Below are 16227 nucleotides of genomic sequence, written 5' to 3' on the forward strand. Positions count from 1 at the left end.
GAATTAACGTCTCTATTTTATTTAATTATAAAGTACTTAATATTTAATCTTATCCATATTTTCTTGAACGTTTACCAAAGCTTCTCCAAATCTTTGGAAATGAACAATTTCTCTTTCTCTTAAGAATTTTAATATTTCTTTTATTTCGTAGTCATCTGATAAGTTTATTAACCATTGATAAGTTGCTCTAGCTTTTTCTTCTGCTGCCATATCTTCGTGAAGATCAGCAATGACATCGTCTTTATTTTGAATATAAGTAGCTGTCCATGGATTTCCAGTAGCATCTGTATAAAATAGACCCTTTCCATGATCAGTATAATGACCACCAAGACCAGCTTTTTTTATTTCATCAACGGTCGCATTTTCCATTAATTGATATACCATAGTTCCTATCATTTCAACGTGTGCCATTTCTTCAGTTCCTATATCAGTTAGTAATGCTTTAGATTTACCTGTAGGCATTGTGAAGCGTTGATTTAAATATCTTAAAGCTGCACTTAATTCTCCATCTGGTCCCCCATATTGAGATATAAGAAATTTTGCCATTTTAAGATCTTTAGATTTAAGATTTATTGGATACTCTAATGTTTTTACGTAATACCACATAAATTAATAATTCCTCCCTTTTAACAATTTTCCCAAGGCCATGGAGCATCTGTCCAAGCCTTTGGATTTTCTACAAAAGCTGAACCAAAGTTAGTAAGTGGTCCATAAAGATTTTCATACTTACATATTAAACAATTTAAGGTACTAGATATTGCAGCATAATCTTCTGTAGCTTGCTTATTTTCAGGGAAGTTATCAAGATAAAGGTTTAAGTCAATAGCATAAAATTGATGTTTCATAATTTTTTCTAATAATTCTTGTTTAGACATACATTTACCTCCAATAATTTATTTTTCATGATAGGGTTTATAAAGATCTTTAAATATAGTACCTTTTTTTAAAGCAGAATTTATTGTGAATAAATTTTCGTATAATTGAGGTAATACATATGCTTTTGCATAATAATTTTTTCTAGAGTTACCATCTTTACAATTTGGCATTAATTTATCGTAATTACACATTTGATATTTTCATCCTTTCGATAAAACTTATTTCATGATTATATTATGGTATTTAAACTCATGATGTGATATAAAAAAATGAAAAATGCAATTTAAAGGTATAAATTGTGGTACAAACTTAAATATAAAATATTAATGTAAAAAAATAGTGATTGAAATTATTTTTTTTGGTAGTATAATCATATTATTAACAGATTATTAAAGGAATAAGTTCTAGATAATTTGTATATTTAAAGACTAATAGGGGGTGGACATAATGTTAAGGGATTATTATGTAGAATTTCAGAATATTTCACGAATATTCAATGAGTATTGTAAAAATAATGAGGAGTGTATTAAAGAAGCTAAAGATGATATTATAGACTATTTAAGCAGATTAGATATGAAAATAATAAAGGATATTAAAGTAATATTACATATAGGAAAAAATGAATCAAACAATTGTATACATACACCAATTGAGTTATATAAAAGAACAATGACTACATTTGATGTGTTTAAAGGTTGGGGTGATAAAGAATCAGAAGTAGCAAGTATTATAGAAAATACTTCACTTAATGAATATTTTGATAATGGACTATCAGTTCTAGATATGAAGTAATTAATTATAAAAATAGCTGTGAATAGATACTATTATTTAGAGCTATTTTTATTTTTTGTAAAGAAAAATTTAATAGTGTTGCAATATAATACTTAAATACATACTAATATAATAAAAATATTTAGGTAAGGAAAATTAATATGTATATGATGGATCCCGTTGAACTTTACAACTCTTTTGATTATAGAAACTTTAATACTAATATGTTATTATTTGTTAATGAAAACAAGATAAAAAGCAGTACAGATTACTTGATAACAACTTCATTAAAGGAAAAATATACTTATATTTTTAAAAAGAATAATGATAAATGGATGCAACTATATAAATGGATATGTACAGTTGGCAAACCATCTACACCTACAATAAAGGGGATATTTTATATAACAGGAAGAAAGCCTGGATTTGGTACTGAAGACTACAGGGTAAAGTATGCTACTAGAATAATAAATGGATATTATTATCATTCTATTCTTTATGATAAGACTGGAAGATATGTAATAGATGGAAGACTTGGCATGGCATTAAGCCATGGATGTATAAGACTTTTAACTAGTAATGCAAAGTGGATATATGATAATATACCAAATGGAACAACCGTTATAATTGCATAGAGATTAAAATAATAATTAAAAATCTTTCTATATTAAGAGGAATGTATACTATTAAGTTTGTAAAGTAAAATGCTGTATATAATTTTTTTAATAACTAAGGAGTTTTTATTGAGTATAAGGTTTAAAATAACTAATAATAAGCATACTAAGGGTATAAAAGCTTTAAAAGAGGTGTTTTAAATGGAATCAAGTAAAGTAAAGGAACTTAACTCACAATTAGAGGGAGTTATAATGGGAGAAAAAGAATTTATTAAATTAATAGAGAAAGCTAAAGATGAAAAGCTAGTAGACTTATTAAATAATAATATGGATTCTATAAAGAGCCATAAAGAAGTATTAGTTAATGAAATAAATAGTTTAGATGAAGAGGCAACAAGAGATGAAGGAACTTTAGGTAAAGTAATCGAATTCTTTAGTGGATTCACTAACATGACAATAGATACAGATAAGAAAGTGGCAAAAGCAGCTCTAAAAGGTATAGAGATGGGATATACTTCTATAAATGATTTAATGATAAAGGATATAGAATTAAGCGAGGATTTAAGCAGTAGATTAATAGACATATCTAAATCATATTCTAAAGGCATTAATTCTATACAAAAATATTTATTTGAATAAATTAAAAGGCCGCAAATTGCAGCCTTTTAATTTTTAACATTTTTCTTTATTAATTTCATAAATGTATCAGGGGTAACTATTCGTACTTTTGAATTTTTATTAAGCTCATTAACTACATTTTGCACAGTATCCATATCTTTTGTCCATACATGGATATATACAAAAGTATAAGCATTAATATTAGTTATATCAGTATATCCAGAGTTAACTCTTTGATTTATTGTATTTACAAATTCAGATTCTTCTTCAAGTCCTCCCCAAATAAGATCTCTACAAGAAACTACAGGTTTGTTATTTGACCAAACTATTTCACCTTTATAATTGTTATTTCTAGCATAATCTAAATAAAATAAGCCGTGTATATTGTCTTCTTTAGTATATTTATCCCATAGTTTTATATTATTAAAGGATGAATCATCTATTATGGTGACATATTTTTGGTCAACATTTTTCATATAATAACTTAGCCTTTTAGTATAGAAATCAAGTTTATTATAAGGATATTTACTTGGATAAATATATCCAGTACCAGAAGGAGAAACTACAAAATTATCATTAAATTTACTATGATTTGAATCTTTATAGTAATTTTTAAATACAGTTGGTGCTAAATAATATAATGATGGACTAATACTCCAACCAAGATTAAAATTACCTCTATTTTTAGAGCCATACCATTTAGGAGAGGTGAAATTATCACCCATAAGCCATTGAAGATTATCACCATCGGACATCATAATTGTTACATAATGAACATCTTTTTCATTAGAAATGTTAGTTTTAGTATTTTGTTTTATAGGTTTAGAAGGAAAAGCACTAAGGACAGTTAGGTTATATGACCAATCAGCAGCCACCATATCAATACCATATTTAGAAGTTAAGCTTACATTTTTAAATTCATCAGGTCCCCAACCAAGGCATACACTATAGGAATTCATAGAGCTAAATATTTTTTCTCTAAAATCTAATGATGATGCATTATCTTCATAAAAAACAAGAGATTTAGTCATAATTGCATAATCTCTTAAAGCAGTAGCGTGGCTAGGAGATAGCTCAATAACAGTAGAATGATTTAAACCAGAATTCCATAAATTTTTATAAGCCCATTCTTTATCTGTGTTTCTACAATCGCCAATTAGTTTATTTATTCTATGATTTTTAATTGAATCTTCAAGCTCTTTAGTAACTACTAAGGAGTCATTTAAAGAAGCTAGTGAGCAAGCATTGTTAATTGAAGGATCATTTTTAGAATTACGCTCATAGAGTACATATCCATTTATATAGTTTTTGAATATGTCGATAAGTTCAAATGGATTAGAAATCATCTTATAATTAATATTATAGTTATCCTTTAAATCATCAAGCCATACTTTATAAGCAGGTTCACTAGAGGTTAATATATAGATTTGAGAGCTACTTTTATTTGATATAATACCTTGGAGCGATGCTATCATAGTCCTCTCATCCTTTTTTAATAAATTCTCGTTAATAACATATAAAAAGTTTGGAATTTTAGTATTTTTAATAAAAGATGATTCTATATTATTTGAATTAGTAGTAATACTTTCTTTTACTTTAGTATTCATGATTATAGAAAATATTATAAATATACTTAGAGTAATACTAATTAGTTTTGTGAATTTTTTCAATATACTCACCTCATATTCATAAAAAAAATTAAGTTAATTCTTATTTTTTATCCATTCAGACCAAGGTTCTGAACATGAATCAGAATTTTCTTTGCAATAAGTATAAAAATTCTTTAATAAATCCATACGTGGAGCACTAGCTTTAAAAGAATTTATAGTAGTATCTTTGAAGTTAGCCAAAAGTAATTGTCTATTTACTATATCATCATAAGAAACTTTATTAGAATTTTTTATCATATCATACATAATCATAAAGGTAGTTGTTCTCCCAATTCCACGCTTGCAATGAAAATATACCCATTTGTTATTGAATTTACTGTTTACTAATGAAACAAAATAATCCACCATATCATCTGTGGGGATTTTTCCATCTGTTACAGGAATTCTTATATATTTAAGAGAATTTTTGCTTACTAATGCATTTTCATCCTCTATAAAAACTGGAGTTATTATTTGGGGATGACTGCCACATAAAGTTAATGGAGTGTTTAGGGGGATACTTAATAATTGTGAAGTTTCACGTATTAGAACTTGATTTCTAGATAAACCTTCATTTACATTATTTAGTTTATTCATAAAGCTTATAGCTATGCTATTTATGAATCCATGAGATTCTTGGCGAAGGTCTACATCTATAATATCTAAAGTAGTTCCTGTTTCTTTTATTAAATTTTTAATATTATACCCAGAGAATTGCTCACTTCCTGAAATATTAAGTTTATCTAAGCCATAAAGATTTAAATTATTATAATTTTTAAGTATTTCAAGATTAGATGTTTTTCGAAAGTTACTTGGAACAATTTCATTTAAGGAAGAATCTTGTACTATATAAACAAGATTATTAGTAATAGGAGAAGCAAGTGAAGAAATTTCTGGACAAATAGTTATAAGTATTGTTAATAATATTATTAGAAATTTTTGTAGTTTTTTTATCATTTGTATCACCTCGATAAAGATAATATTTGTTATATATAAATTAATATGTATTATAGGTATGATATAAATAAATATTATGTAGATTTATAAACTTAATAATCTAGAGAATAATTTAATAAATTTATTCATATATTAATCAAATTACTATGATAAAATAAAAAAAAGTCTAAAGATGGAGAATTGAACATGAATTATTTAAATAATAAAAAAAAGAAAACCATAGTTTTAATTGTAGCTGGAATGGTAGTAGCGATTGCAGGTGGAGTAGCAGTTGAAGTATCTAGTAATTTAAAAAAAGCTCAAAATGATAGGATTATAGAAGAAGAGAAAAAATTAATGGATGATATAAAACAAAATAAAATAACAAGACCAAGTTATAATTATGGATATGAAGAAGATGATGAACATATCCATAATCATGGCGCTAATGGAGGAGAAACTAGTAAACATAATCATTAGTTAAAATATTAAAACTAATAGGAAAGATATTTGCATAACAATAAAACTAGATATCTTATAATATACAATTTTATTATTAAAGTATATTATTTTTAAAATATTAAGCCTAATACAATTAAAGTGTATTAGGCTTTTTTTATTTTATTATGTAAAGATTGTAATAAATTATAGTTTATATAAGTAATTATAAAGTAGAGGTGATCTCATGGTTAGAAGATTTATTATTATAAAAGGTATTGTTCAAGGAGTTGGATTTAGACCATTTATATACAAAATAGCTTTAGAGAATAATCTTTATGGAAGTGTATATAACACATCAAAAGGAGTTTATATAGATATAGAGGGGGATAAGAAAAATATAGATATATTTATTAAAGATATAAGAAAAAAAGCTCCTGTATTAAGCAAGATAGAAAATGTGTATGTAGAGGATAGAGAATTTATAGGATATAAAAAATTTAAAATAGTTGCTAGTAAAGATGAAGAAGGAATAACATTAATATCCCCAGATATCGGAATATGTGATGATTGTATAAATGATATAAGAAATAATATAGAAAATAGGAGATATAACTACCCTTTTACTAACTGTACAAATTGTGGACCAAGATTTTCTATAATTAAAAAACTTCCTTATGATAGAAAATTTACTACTATGAATGAATTTAATATGTGTGATGATTGCAAAGATGAGTATGAAAATCCATTAGATAGAAGGTTTCATGCAGAGCCTACTTGTTGCAAAAAATGTGGACCAAATATTTCTCTTTTAGATAAGAAGGGAGAAGCGGTTAAATGTGGTGATCCTATAGAGGAAGTTAGAAAGTATATTCTTAAAGGAAAAATAATTGCAATTAAAGGTATAGGTGGCTATAACATAGTATGTGATGCTGAGAATAAAGAAAGCATACTGAGATTGAGAGAGAGAAAAGTTAGAAAAAGTAAACCATTAGCTGTAATGTTTAAGGATGAAAACATTGTGAATAAATACTGTTATTCAAATGATGTAGAATTGAAGGTACTTAAAGGCAATAAAAAGCCTATAGTGCTTTTAAAAAAGAAGAATGAAGAGCTACCCTATAATATATCATTTGATAGTCCAAGCATAGGGGCAGTGCTTCCATATAGTCCACTACATTATTTATTATTTGATAATAAAATAGAAAGCATTGTTTTTACAAGTGGAAATATAAGTGGAAGTCCAATGATATATATGGATAATGAGGCATTAATTAAATTAAATAATATTGTAGATTATTATTTAGTTCATAATAGAGAAATTAATATGCCAGTTGATGATTCTGTAGTAAAAGTTATTAACTCAAAAGAGAGAATAATTAGAAATGGACGTGGATATTCTCCTTTATCAATAAATAAAGAGAGTAAAGATGAAATATTAGCACTAGGTGGGGAGCTTAAGAATACTTTTTCTATAAGTAGTAAAGGGTATATTTTTTTAAGTCCATACTTAGGAGATATGAACAACATACAGGGAAGATATAATTTTAATAAAAATATTGAACATATGATAGGTATGTATAATATAAATCCTAATGTTATATGTTATGATATGCATCCTAATTACTGGAGCAGAGAATATATAAAGGAGCTGCCATTAAAAAAAATAGGAGTATATCATCATCATGCTCATATTGCTAGCTGTATGGGAGATAACAATATAAAGGATAATGTTATAGGTATAGCCTATGATGGTGCAGGTTTCGGAGATGATGGCACTATATGGGGAGGAGAATTTATAGTATGTAATTATAAAGAATTTAAAAGAGTTGGACATGTGTCCACCTTTAAGCTTCCAGGTGGAGATAAGGCTACAGAAAATCCATGGAGGATAGGAGTAAGTCTAATTTATGAAACATTAGGTTATGATGATGAATCATTAGATAGAATGGTAGATGTTATATCTAAGGATAGAAGAGAGATAAAATTTATATTAGATATATTAGATAAAAAGATTAATACACCTGTATGCTCAAGTATAGGTAGATTATTTGATGGAATTTCATCAATGTTAGGTTTTACAATTAAGAGAAGTTATGAAGGAGAGGCGGCTATATATCTAGAGAATTTAGCATATAAATTTTTAGAAAATAATAATTTATATAAAGAGCATTATAGTTATGAAATTAGAAAAGATAACGAGATGTTACAAATTGATTTTAAGAGAATAATAATAGAAATACTGAAGGATATAGATAATAAAAAGGCTAAAGAGGAGATAGCATTAAAATTCCACAATACTGTAGTAGAGTTTACTATAAATTTAGCTATTAAATTAAGAGAAGTTTATAGATTAAATAATATTGCTTTAAGTGGAGGCGTATTTCAAAATGAAATTTTACTAAGTGGAATAAGTAGAGGATTAGAGGAGAAGGAATTTAATGTTATAACTCATAAACTTATTCCATGTAATGATAGTGGTATATCATATGGACAATTACTAATTGGAAATAATCAAATTTAAATGGAGGATAGTATGTGTGTTGCAATACCTGGACGAGTCATTGAATTATATAAAGATGAAGCTTTAGTGGAGTTTATAGGTAGCAAAAAGATAGTAAACACGTCTTTAATTAAGAATGTTAAGATTGGCGATTACTTGCTTATACATGTAGGTATAGCTATAGAGAAAATAGATAAAGATGAAGGCAGAAAGACAATTGATATTTTTAAAAGTATGATTTCAAAGTTAGAGGAGTAATATGAATAATCTAATTAAAGAAGAGATTAAGTTATGTAAAGATATAATTGAAGAAATAAAAGTTAATGCCAAGAAAAAGATAAATATTATGGAGGTATGTGGTACTCATACAAGGAGTATATATAAATATGGAATAGATAAGATATTACCTGAGAATATTAAACTAATATCAGGTCCAGGATGTCCAGTATGTGTTACAGGAGAATCTTTTATAGAAAATGCAATAGAATTATCTAGGAGGGAAAATATAATAATAGCAACCTTTGGAGATATGATAAAGGTACCTTGTAGTAAGGGTTCTCTTAGAAGAGAGAAGGCAAAGGGAAGAGACATAAGAGTTATAACATCACCTATTCAGGCATTGAATATTGCCAAAAATAATGAGGATAAATTAATAATTTTTCTAGGAGTAGGATTTGAAACTACAATGCCAGCTATAGCTGTTTTATTGAAAAAGATAAAAGAAAATAATATAAATAATTTTTATATACTTCAAGAGGGAAAGCAGATGCCTAAAGTAATTGAGACATTGCTAGAAGATAAAGATATTAAAATAAATGGATTTTTAGTTCCAGGTCATGTTAGTACAGTTATTGGGGTAGAGGAGTTTAGAGAATTAGGAGAGCGGTATAGTGTTCCTATGGTAGTTAGTGGATTTGGATGTCTAGATATTCTAGGAAGCATACTGATGATAGTTAAGATGATTAATAAGAAAGACTATAATTTAAAGAATTTATATAAAAGAGCTGTACGAAATAGTGGGAATATTGAGGCTAAAAATATACTAAACGAAGTATTTTTTACTTCAAGTGGAATGTGGAGAGGACTTGGAGAGATAAATGGAACTGGATATGACCTTAGAGAAGAATATGAAAAATATGATGCAAGGTTATATTTTAAATTAGATGATAATAAAGAGTATATGGATACTGGATGTATTTGTGGAGATATATTAAAGGGGAAAAAAACTCCAAATGAATGCAAGTTATTCAAAAAAGTTTGCAATCCTAATAATCCTAAAGGTCCTTGCATGGTATCTAATGAAGGGACATGCTCAATATTATATTCATATAGATAATTTAAAAATAAAGGAGAGAAGATGGATATTATAACATTAGCTTGCGGAAATGGTGGAGAAGAAAGCCATAGGTTAATTAATGACCTATTTTATAAATATTTTAGAAATAATGAATTATTAAAAGCAAATGATTCTGCTATTTTAGATACAATGAGTAAAAGGATGGCGGTTACAACAGATAGCTTTGTTATAAAACCTATATTTTTTAAAGGCGGAGATATAGGAAAACTTAGTGTTTGTGGAACAATAAATGATCTAGCTGTAAGCGGAGCTAAACCTCTTTATATGACAGTTGCATTTATAATAGAAGAGGGATTTTTAATAAAAGATTTAGAAAAAATAGTTGTATCAATAAGTGAAGAGGCCAAAAGAAATAATATATTAATTGTTTCAGGAGATACAAAAGTAGTTGAGAGGGGTAGCTGTGATGGTATATATATAAATACTACTGGAATAGGGATTATACCTAACGAAAAAGGAAAATTAGATTATAAAAACATTAAAGATGGCGATAAAATTATAGTAAGTGGAACTATTGGAGATCACGGAATAAGTATAATGTGTGATAGAGAGGAACTAGAATTAGATAGTGAAATAAAGAGTGATTGTGCAAGTATTTATAAGTTAACAGAAGAAATATTAAAATGTAGTAATAATATAAGGGTTATGAGAGATCCAACAAGAGGTGGAATTGCTACAACACTAAAAGAAATTGTTGACTCTTCTGGAATGAGTATGAGAATTAAAGAGGATAGTATACCTATAAAAGATAATGTTAATAATGTGTGTGACATGATAGGGCTTGACCCTTTGTATATAGCTAACGAGGGGAAACTTATATGTATAGTTTCTAAAGAGGATAGCAATAAAGTTTTAAAGACAATGAGATCTCTACAAATTGGGAAAGACTCAACTATTATTGGTGAAGTTATAGATGATGGAGCAAGAAAATTATATTATGAGACGCTGATAGGGGCAGAACGAACTTTAGAGAGAGTTAAAGGAGAACAGATACCAAGAATTTGTTAGAATGACATTATATTTATTTACATTATAATAAATATATGGTAATTTATTCTCATGAAGATTTAAGAATAATAAAAGGGGAGAAATTGTGTGAGTGGGAAAATAGCATTAGTTTATAAATCAAAGTATGGGAGCACTAAAAAATATGCTAAATGGATCCAAGAGGAATTAGATTGTGATATATATGAAAGAGATAAGGTTAATATTAAAAAGATATTAGAATATGACACAATAATATATGCTGGGGGATTGTATGCAAGTGGCATAAAAGGTTTTAAATTAATAAAAAAGAATATTGATAAGATAAGTGAAAAAAGATTGATTCTTCTTGCAGTTGGATATTGTCTTGGAAGTGAAAGAGATATAGATACAATAAAAGAAAGAAATTTACAAGATGGATTAGATAAAAAATTAGAGTTCTTTTATCTAAGGGGAGGATTAAATTTTAATGAATTAAAATTTTTTGATAAGACAGCAATGAAAATGCTTAGAAATAAATTAGCAAATAAAAAAGAACCATTAACAGAAGAAGAAACCTTACTATTAGGATGCTATGAAAAACCTCATGACTGGACAAGTAAGAAAAATATAATTCCTTTAATAGAATATATTAAAGGAAAATAAAAAAACCACCATATGGTGGTTTTTTATTTAATGAATATTAAGCTCTGTTTACTGAACCGAATAATTCCATTTTTTCTTTAACTATATCTTTAATAGCTTCAAATCCTGGAGCAAGAAGTTTTCTTGGATCGAATCCTTTTCCTTCTAAATCTTTTCCAGCTTCGATGTACTTTCTTGTAGCTTCTTGGAATACTAATTGACATTCAGTATTTACATTGATTTTTGAAACTCCTAATGAGATAGCTTCTTTAATCATATCAGCAGGGATACCAGTACCACCGTGTAATACTAAAGGCATTGGTGAAGTAGCATCATTTATAGCTTTTAATGCAGCAAAGTCTAATCCCTTCCAGTTTGATGGGTATTTTCCGTGGATATTACCGATACCAGCAGCTAACATTGTAACTCCTAAATCAGCAATTTGTTTACATTCTTGAGGATCTGCGATTTCTCCAGCTCCAACAACTCCGTCTTCTTCTCCACCGATTGATCCAACTTCAGCTTCTAATGAAACACCTTTTTCTGAAGTTAATCTAACTAATTCTGAAGTTTTTTCTATGTTTTCAGCTAATGGGTAGTGTGATCCGTCAAACATTACTGATGAGAATCCAGCTGCCATAGCTGCCTTAGCTCCTTCATAGCTACCGTGGTCTAAGTGTAATGCTACAGGAACTGTTATGTTTAATTCTTCTAACATTCCGTTAACCATTCCAACTATTGTTTTGTAACCACACATATATTTTCCTGCACCTTCTGATACTCCTAAGATTACAGGTGAATTGTTTTCTTGAGCAGTTAATAGAATAGCTTTAGTCCATTCTAAGTTGTTAATGTTAAATTGTCCAACTGCATATTTGCCTTCTCTAGCTTTATTTAGCATTTCTTTTGCTGAAACTAACATGTGCAAAACCTCCATATACTTATATAATTATTATTATTTTTGAGAAGTAAATGCTTTTTACATATATTTCTCTCTATCTAGTAGTATAACCCAAAATCATAATTATGAAAATAGTAAAATATATAAAATTACCATAGAATATCTTATAAAAAAGGCATTATACCCAAATATTAGGAAATTATGTCTAAAATATTAACCTTTTATTAAATAGCAATTTTGTTTCCAAAAATTAATCTTTTAAGTTGTTCAATGGTGGTAGAATATTTGTATAAATTAAAAAAATAAGCAGAAGATAAAGTAGAGGAACTGATTAAAGATGGAAATGGATAACAGAAACAGAAGAAGAATGGAAAAAAGAAAAAAATTTAAGAAAAGAAGGATTATTTCAGGAATTATTCTTGTAGCATTAATTGTTTCAGGTGTAGGTATTTATTCTTATGCTCATCATAAAAGTGATAGTAAGATAGCTACAGAGCAAAAAGACGGAGCAAAAAATATGATTGGGGATAACACAAAAGAGAAAGCGAAACCAAAACCAACTGATATCATGCCAGGAGAAAATATAATCTATGCAGCAGATAGCTATGCGGTGCCAGCAAGTGATGTTGATAAGATGATGAATTCTAAGGATCCAGTAAATAATGAAAAACAAGTATTTTTAACATTTGATGATGGTCCAAGTGAAAATACAAGTAACATTTTAAAAATACTGAAGGAACAAGATGTACATGCTACTTTCTTTGTATTAGGATCACAGCTTAAAGATAATCTTGAAAATCAAAAATTATTAAAAGATGAAATAGATAGTGGTAATTCTATAGCTAATCATACTATGAGTCACGAATATAAGAAATTATATCCAGGTAATAGTGTTGATGTACCAGTATTTATGAAAGAAATAAATGACAATAATGCACAGATGAAAGCTATATTAGGAGAAAACTTTGATACAAGAGTTTTAAGAATGCCTGGTGGATATATGTCTAGAAAATATTATAGAGATCCACATTTAAAACAATTAAATGAAGCAATGAATAAAGAAGGAATTATATCTGTAGATTGGGATGCTGAAACAGGTGATGCTGAATCAAATACATATTCAGTAGACTATTTAATCTCTAGAGCTAGAGGTTATATGAAGAGTGAAAAGCATGTTATTTTATTAATGCATGATGCAGCAGCTAAAAAATCAACCGTTAAAGCACTACCAGAAATTATAAAAATGTTTAAGGATAATGGATATAAGTTTAAGGTTATAAAAAATGCACCAATGAGTTACTTTGATTCAAAGAATAAAGAACAAAATTCTCAAAATAATAAAGATACACAAAAGAATAATACCCAAAATAATTCTCAAAAGGAAAGTAAGTAATAAAAAAGCAAGGAATTTAAATTCCTTGCTTTTTTATTTAATTATATAATATTTTTCTTGATGTATCATTGTAGTAAGGTGAACTTGGATATGAATCTTCTAAATGTTGAGCATATTTCTTGGCTTCAGCTTTATCACCTTTATCATTATAGTATAAACATAAGTTATATAATATTTCAGCTGTATAAAGATCAGAATGAGGATATTTATCTAAATATTCTTTGAAATATTTAGTACCATCATCTTTCTTATCTAAAGAATTTTCAGTTGATCCTAAAAAGTATAATACATGTGGTTCTAAGTAAGTTCCACCACAGTATTTATAAGCTTTTGATAAATTATCTAATGCTACATCAAATTTTTTATCTTTGTAAGCATTTAATCCATCGTTATAATATTTCTCTACACCGTCTTTTTTCATCATATCAAGGGCTTTATCATAACTATCTTTAGCATCAGCTGGTACCTTATCAGCTGGAGTTTCACTTAATAAAGTATAAAGGGTATTTATATCTTTACTTTCTATAGCTTTATCAAGATCTGCTTTTAGATTTGCTGGAACTTCTTGTACTTGCTCTTGACTTTGTGATTGCTCAGTTTTAGGTGTTGAATCCTTTGAACTAAAATGTTTAACACTTGCATAAGCTGCAACAACGACAATAAGTGCACAAGCTGCAATTATTGCTGATTTTTTACCTTTAGCTGAAGAGGTTTTAGTTTTACTTGTGGATTGTGATTCTGATTTATTAGTATCATCTAATTTTGATGAATGAACTTTATTTTCTATATTATTAGAAAGATTATCATCTACAGATTCGATTTTATCATCAATTGAATCATTATCACTTTTAACGTCATAATTACTAAAATTTTCAGATTCATCAATAACATATTCTTTAATATCTTCATTAGAAGTAATAGAATCCTCTTTATTAAACTCATCCATAGTAGTTATTTTCTCTTTATCTAAATGAGTAGTATCTATTTTAACTTCTTCTACATTTCTATCATGATCTATAGAATCTTCTTTAAGAGCTTCATCTACAGTAGTTATTTCCTCTTTATCTAAATGAGTAGTATCCACTTTAATTTCTTCTACATCTTCAGCAGTTTCAGCAGAATTTTCAGAAGATACTTCTTCAGAGGTATTAATATTAGTTGTAACTTCTTCGTTAATCTCATGGATTGTAGGCGTAGATGGATTTACAACATCTTCTATCTCATCTTCAGGTGTACTACTTACAGCATTTAAATTATCAAAACTTAAAGCTTGCTCCTTAGTAGATTTATCTATATCGTCAAGACGCATTTTGGCTGTTGGATTATTGTTGTATTCAGAATTAATCTTCCAGTTCAAAATTGCCTCGTCTATTCTGTCTAGCTTGTATAAAATTTCCCCCTCAAGTTCTAAAGCTTTTTCATTGTTATAATCTTTTGCTAAAATTTTATCACATAGTTTTAAAGCTTCTTTATATTTTTTATTTTCATAGTATTTGGTTGCCTTATCTAATTTCTTATCAAAATTACTCATATTTCCTCCTTAGTCAATCCATCCTTCTTATTATTTTAATACAAAATGTTAAATAAATTATTTCAAAAGTATTTCATTTGTAGTAATTTATCTAAAAATTTATAAATTATTATAGGTAAGATGTAAAAATAAGTTATATTAATGTAATATTTATATCATCTTACTTTAAAAGGAAGGACTATTCTAAATAAACAATTAAATAATATCACTAAATAAACAAGAATGTTGTTATTTTAATGAAATAATATATAATTAACAAAAAATTCACAATACACTTAGCTTTTAGTCTATATTATCATTGTAAGAGATATCAATTAGAGAAATAGAATCATCATTATTAGCTTTTTATTGACTAGTATAATTTTGTCTATATCAGAAAATTAGCATTAAAAAAGATAAGGTTGTTAAATGAAATGTTAAGTTAAGAATTATTTAAGGAAATATAAATAATTAATTTAAAAATATTTTGATAATATAATTATAAGGTTAAAAGATATAAGTATGGGGTTATGGGGGGATTAGAATATGGAAATTGAAATAATATTAGATTATTTTTCACAATATGGATTGACATTTCTTTTCGTTATTGTATTTTTAGAATATCTTAATTTACCTGGACTTCCTGCTGGAATAATTATGCCAGCTGTAGGAGTTTTAATTGCAAATGGAGAAAGTAATTTTTTTGTTGCAATAATTATTTCTGTAATTGCAGGAGTTTTAGGGAGTGTTTCATTATATATAATAGGAAGAGTAGGGGGAGCTAAATTATTAGATAAATATTTAAAAAAGTTTCCAAAGCAAAAGAAGTATGTTGATAAGATTGAAAAAATAGTTGAAGAAAAAGGGAATTTTGGAGTTTTTATAAGTAAACTTATTCCAGTTGCAAGAACATTAGTATCAATACCAGCTGGAGTTTTTAAATTAAACTTTGTTAGTTTCGTAGCATATTCTGCATTAGGAATATTTTTTTGGAACACAGCATTTATATCAGCTGGATATTTTTTAGGAGATATAATTTTATTTAGATAGAAT

18 protein-coding genes are annotated in these 16227 nt (G+C 27.3%); 11 read left to right on the forward strand and 7 right to left on the reverse strand.

Annotated elements, in window-relative coordinates; genetic code table 11:
• Nucleotides 1–36: 36 nt before the first annotated feature.
• Genes K5V21_RS15810 through K5V21_RS15820 form a run of 3 tightly spaced genes read right to left on the reverse strand, consistent with a single transcriptional unit; the run spans nt 37 to nt 1067 of the window.
• Nucleotides 37–606: a manganese catalase family protein gene (locus tag K5V21_RS15810; protein WP_204593590.1), complete on the reverse strand. Its 570-nt coding sequence runs from the start codon at nt 604–606 to the stop codon at nt 37–39.
• Nucleotides 607–626: 20 nt separating this feature from the next.
• Nucleotides 627–875, reverse strand: a complete 249-nt coding sequence (locus K5V21_RS15815; protein WP_204593591.1) for a spore coat protein CotJB — start codon at nt 873–875, stop codon at nt 627–629.
• 18 nt (nt 876–893) lie between these two features.
• Nucleotides 894–1067 carry a spore coat associated protein CotJA gene (locus K5V21_RS15820; protein WP_243424995.1) on the reverse strand — a complete coding sequence of 58 codons (174 nt, stop codon included), beginning with the start codon at nt 1065–1067 and terminating at the stop codon, nt 894–896.
• A gap of 256 nt (nt 1068–1323) precedes the next feature.
• Between K5V21_RS15820 and K5V21_RS15825 the strand changes: the two genes are divergently transcribed.
• The 3 genes from K5V21_RS15825 (at nt 1324) to K5V21_RS15835 (ending at nt 2900) form a co-directional block, all read left to right on the forward strand.
• Nucleotides 1324–1668 carry a hypothetical protein gene (locus K5V21_RS15825; RefSeq protein ID WP_204593592.1) on the forward strand — a complete coding sequence of 115 codons (345 nt, stop codon included), beginning with the start codon at nt 1324–1326 and terminating at the stop codon, nt 1666–1668.
• A gap of 146 nt (nt 1669–1814) precedes the next feature.
• Nucleotides 1815–2282, forward strand: a complete 468-nt coding sequence (locus tag K5V21_RS15830) for a L,D-transpeptidase (protein WP_245000751.1) — start codon at nt 1815–1817, stop codon at nt 2280–2282.
• 180 nt (nt 2283–2462) lie between these two features.
• A complete protein-coding gene (locus K5V21_RS15835; RefSeq protein ID WP_204593593.1) occupies nt 2463–2900 on the forward strand; it encodes a DUF2383 domain-containing protein in 438 nt (145 codons plus the stop codon).
• A 26-nt stretch (nt 2901–2926) separates the two neighbouring features.
• Here the strand turns inward: K5V21_RS15835 and K5V21_RS19415 are convergent, their stop codons facing one another.
• On the reverse strand, nt 2927–4549 hold the full coding sequence (locus K5V21_RS19415; RefSeq protein WP_407927732.1) for a GxGYxYP domain-containing protein: 1623 nt from the start codon (nt 4547–4549) through the stop codon (nt 2927–2929).
• A gap of 33 nt (nt 4550–4582) precedes the next feature.
• Nucleotides 4583–5485, reverse strand: coding sequence for a fused DSP-PTPase phosphatase/NAD kinase-like protein (locus tag K5V21_RS19420; protein ID WP_245000752.1), 903 nt, complete (start codon nt 5483–5485; stop codon nt 4583–4585).
• A 186-nt stretch (nt 5486–5671) separates the two neighbouring features.
• Between K5V21_RS19420 and K5V21_RS15845 the strand changes: the two genes are divergently transcribed.
• From K5V21_RS15845 to K5V21_RS15870, 6 genes are all read left to right on the forward strand, one after another.
• Nucleotides 5672–5944, forward strand: coding sequence for a hypothetical protein (locus tag K5V21_RS15845; protein ID WP_221862117.1), 273 nt, complete (start codon nt 5672–5674; stop codon nt 5942–5944).
• Nucleotides 5945–6149: 205 nt separating this feature from the next.
• Entirely contained in the window at nt 6150–8426 is a 2277-nt protein-coding gene (gene hypF / locus K5V21_RS15850) for a carbamoyltransferase HypF (protein ID WP_221862118.1), read from the forward strand.
• A gap of 12 nt (nt 8427–8438) precedes the next feature.
• Nucleotides 8439–8663 carry a HypC/HybG/HupF family hydrogenase formation chaperone gene (locus K5V21_RS15855; RefSeq protein ID WP_204593597.1) on the forward strand — a complete coding sequence of 75 codons (225 nt, stop codon included), beginning with the start codon at nt 8439–8441 and terminating at the stop codon, nt 8661–8663.
• Between the two features lies 1 nt (nt 8664).
• Nucleotides 8665–9741, forward strand: coding sequence for a hydrogenase formation protein HypD (gene hypD, locus K5V21_RS15860; protein ID WP_221862119.1), 1077 nt, complete (start codon nt 8665–8667; stop codon nt 9739–9741).
• A gap of 21 nt (nt 9742–9762) precedes the next feature.
• Entirely contained in the window at nt 9763–10770 is a 1008-nt protein-coding gene (hypE, locus tag K5V21_RS15865) for a hydrogenase expression/formation protein HypE (protein ID WP_221862120.1), read from the forward strand.
• An 87-nt stretch (nt 10771–10857) separates the two neighbouring features.
• Nucleotides 10858–11391 carry a flavodoxin domain-containing protein gene (locus tag K5V21_RS15870; protein ID WP_221862121.1) on the forward strand — a complete coding sequence of 178 codons (534 nt, stop codon included), beginning with the start codon at nt 10858–10860 and terminating at the stop codon, nt 11389–11391.
• 37 nt (nt 11392–11428) lie between these two features.
• On the opposite strand, the gene fba is transcribed toward K5V21_RS15870, so the two are convergent.
• Nucleotides 11429–12292: a class II fructose-1,6-bisphosphate aldolase gene (gene fba, locus K5V21_RS15875; RefSeq protein WP_221862122.1), complete on the reverse strand. Its 864-nt coding sequence runs from the start codon at nt 12290–12292 to the stop codon at nt 11429–11431.
• A gap of 316 nt (nt 12293–12608) precedes the next feature.
• Between fba and K5V21_RS15880 the strand changes: the two genes are divergently transcribed.
• Nucleotides 12609–13664 (forward strand): polysaccharide deacetylase family protein, encoded by a 1056-nt coding sequence (locus K5V21_RS15880; RefSeq protein WP_221862123.1) that lies wholly within the window; start codon nt 12609–12611, stop codon nt 13662–13664.
• Between the two features lie 37 nt (nt 13665–13701).
• Here the strand turns inward: K5V21_RS15880 and K5V21_RS15885 are convergent, their stop codons facing one another.
• Complete coding sequence (locus tag K5V21_RS15885) at nt 13702–15195, reverse strand: hypothetical protein (RefSeq protein ID WP_221862124.1); 1494 nt, start codon at nt 15193–15195, stop codon at nt 13702–13704.
• Between the two features lie 525 nt (nt 15196–15720).
• On the opposite strand from K5V21_RS15885, the gene K5V21_RS15890 reads away from it, so the two are divergent.
• A complete protein-coding gene (locus K5V21_RS15890) occupies nt 15721–16224 on the forward strand; it encodes a DedA family protein (protein ID WP_221862125.1) in 504 nt (167 codons plus the stop codon).
• Nucleotides 16225–16227: the final 3 nt, after the last annotated feature.

The organism is Clostridium sardiniense (assembly GCF_019753795.1).
Taxonomy (GTDB): domain Bacteria; phylum Bacillota; class Clostridia; order Clostridiales; family Clostridiaceae; genus Clostridium; species Clostridium sardiniense.

Coding starts and splice junctions, on each gene's coding strand:
- K5V21_RS15830 (WP_245000751.1), top strand. CDS start 1,815: ATGATGGATCCCGTTGAACTTTACAACTCTTTTGATTATAGAAACTTT.
- fba (WP_221862122.1), bottom strand. CDS start 12,292: ATGTTAGTTTCAGCAAAAGAAATGCTAAATAAAGCTAGAGAAGGCAAA.
- K5V21_RS15880 (WP_221862123.1), top strand. CDS start 12,609: ATGGAAATGGATAACAGAAACAGAAGAAGAATGGAAAAAAGAAAAAAA.
- hypD (WP_221862119.1), top strand. CDS start 8,665: ATGAATAATCTAATTAAAGAAGAGATTAAGTTATGTAAAGATATAATT.
- K5V21_RS15825 (WP_204593592.1), top strand. CDS start 1,324: ATGTTAAGGGATTATTATGTAGAATTTCAGAATATTTCACGAATATTC.
- K5V21_RS15890 (WP_221862125.1), top strand. CDS start 15,721: ATGGAAATTGAAATAATATTAGATTATTTTTCACAATATGGATTGACA.
- K5V21_RS15885 (WP_221862124.1), bottom strand. CDS start 15,195: ATGAGTAATTTTGATAAGAAATTAGATAAGGCAACCAAATACTATGAA.
- K5V21_RS15815 (WP_204593591.1), bottom strand. CDS start 875: ATGTCTAAACAAGAATTATTAGAAAAAATTATGAAACATCAATTTTAT.
- K5V21_RS15820 (WP_243424995.1), bottom strand. CDS start 1,067: ATGTGTAATTACGATAAATTAATGCCAAATTGTAAAGATGGTAACTCT.
- K5V21_RS19420 (WP_245000752.1), bottom strand. CDS start 5,485: ATGATAAAAAAACTACAAAAATTTCTAATAATATTATTAACAATACTT.
- K5V21_RS15810 (WP_204593590.1), bottom strand. CDS start 606: ATGTGGTATTACGTAAAAACATTAGAGTATCCAATAAATCTTAAATCT.
- K5V21_RS15855 (WP_204593597.1), top strand. CDS start 8,439: ATGTGTGTTGCAATACCTGGACGAGTCATTGAATTATATAAAGATGAA.
- hypF (WP_221862118.1), top strand. CDS start 6,150: ATGGTTAGAAGATTTATTATTATAAAAGGTATTGTTCAAGGAGTTGGA.
- K5V21_RS15845 (WP_221862117.1), top strand. CDS start 5,672: ATGAATTATTTAAATAATAAAAAAAAGAAAACCATAGTTTTAATTGTA.
- K5V21_RS15835 (WP_204593593.1), top strand. CDS start 2,463: ATGGAATCAAGTAAAGTAAAGGAACTTAACTCACAATTAGAGGGAGTT.
- hypE (WP_221862120.1), top strand. CDS start 9,763: ATGGATATTATAACATTAGCTTGCGGAAATGGTGGAGAAGAAAGCCAT.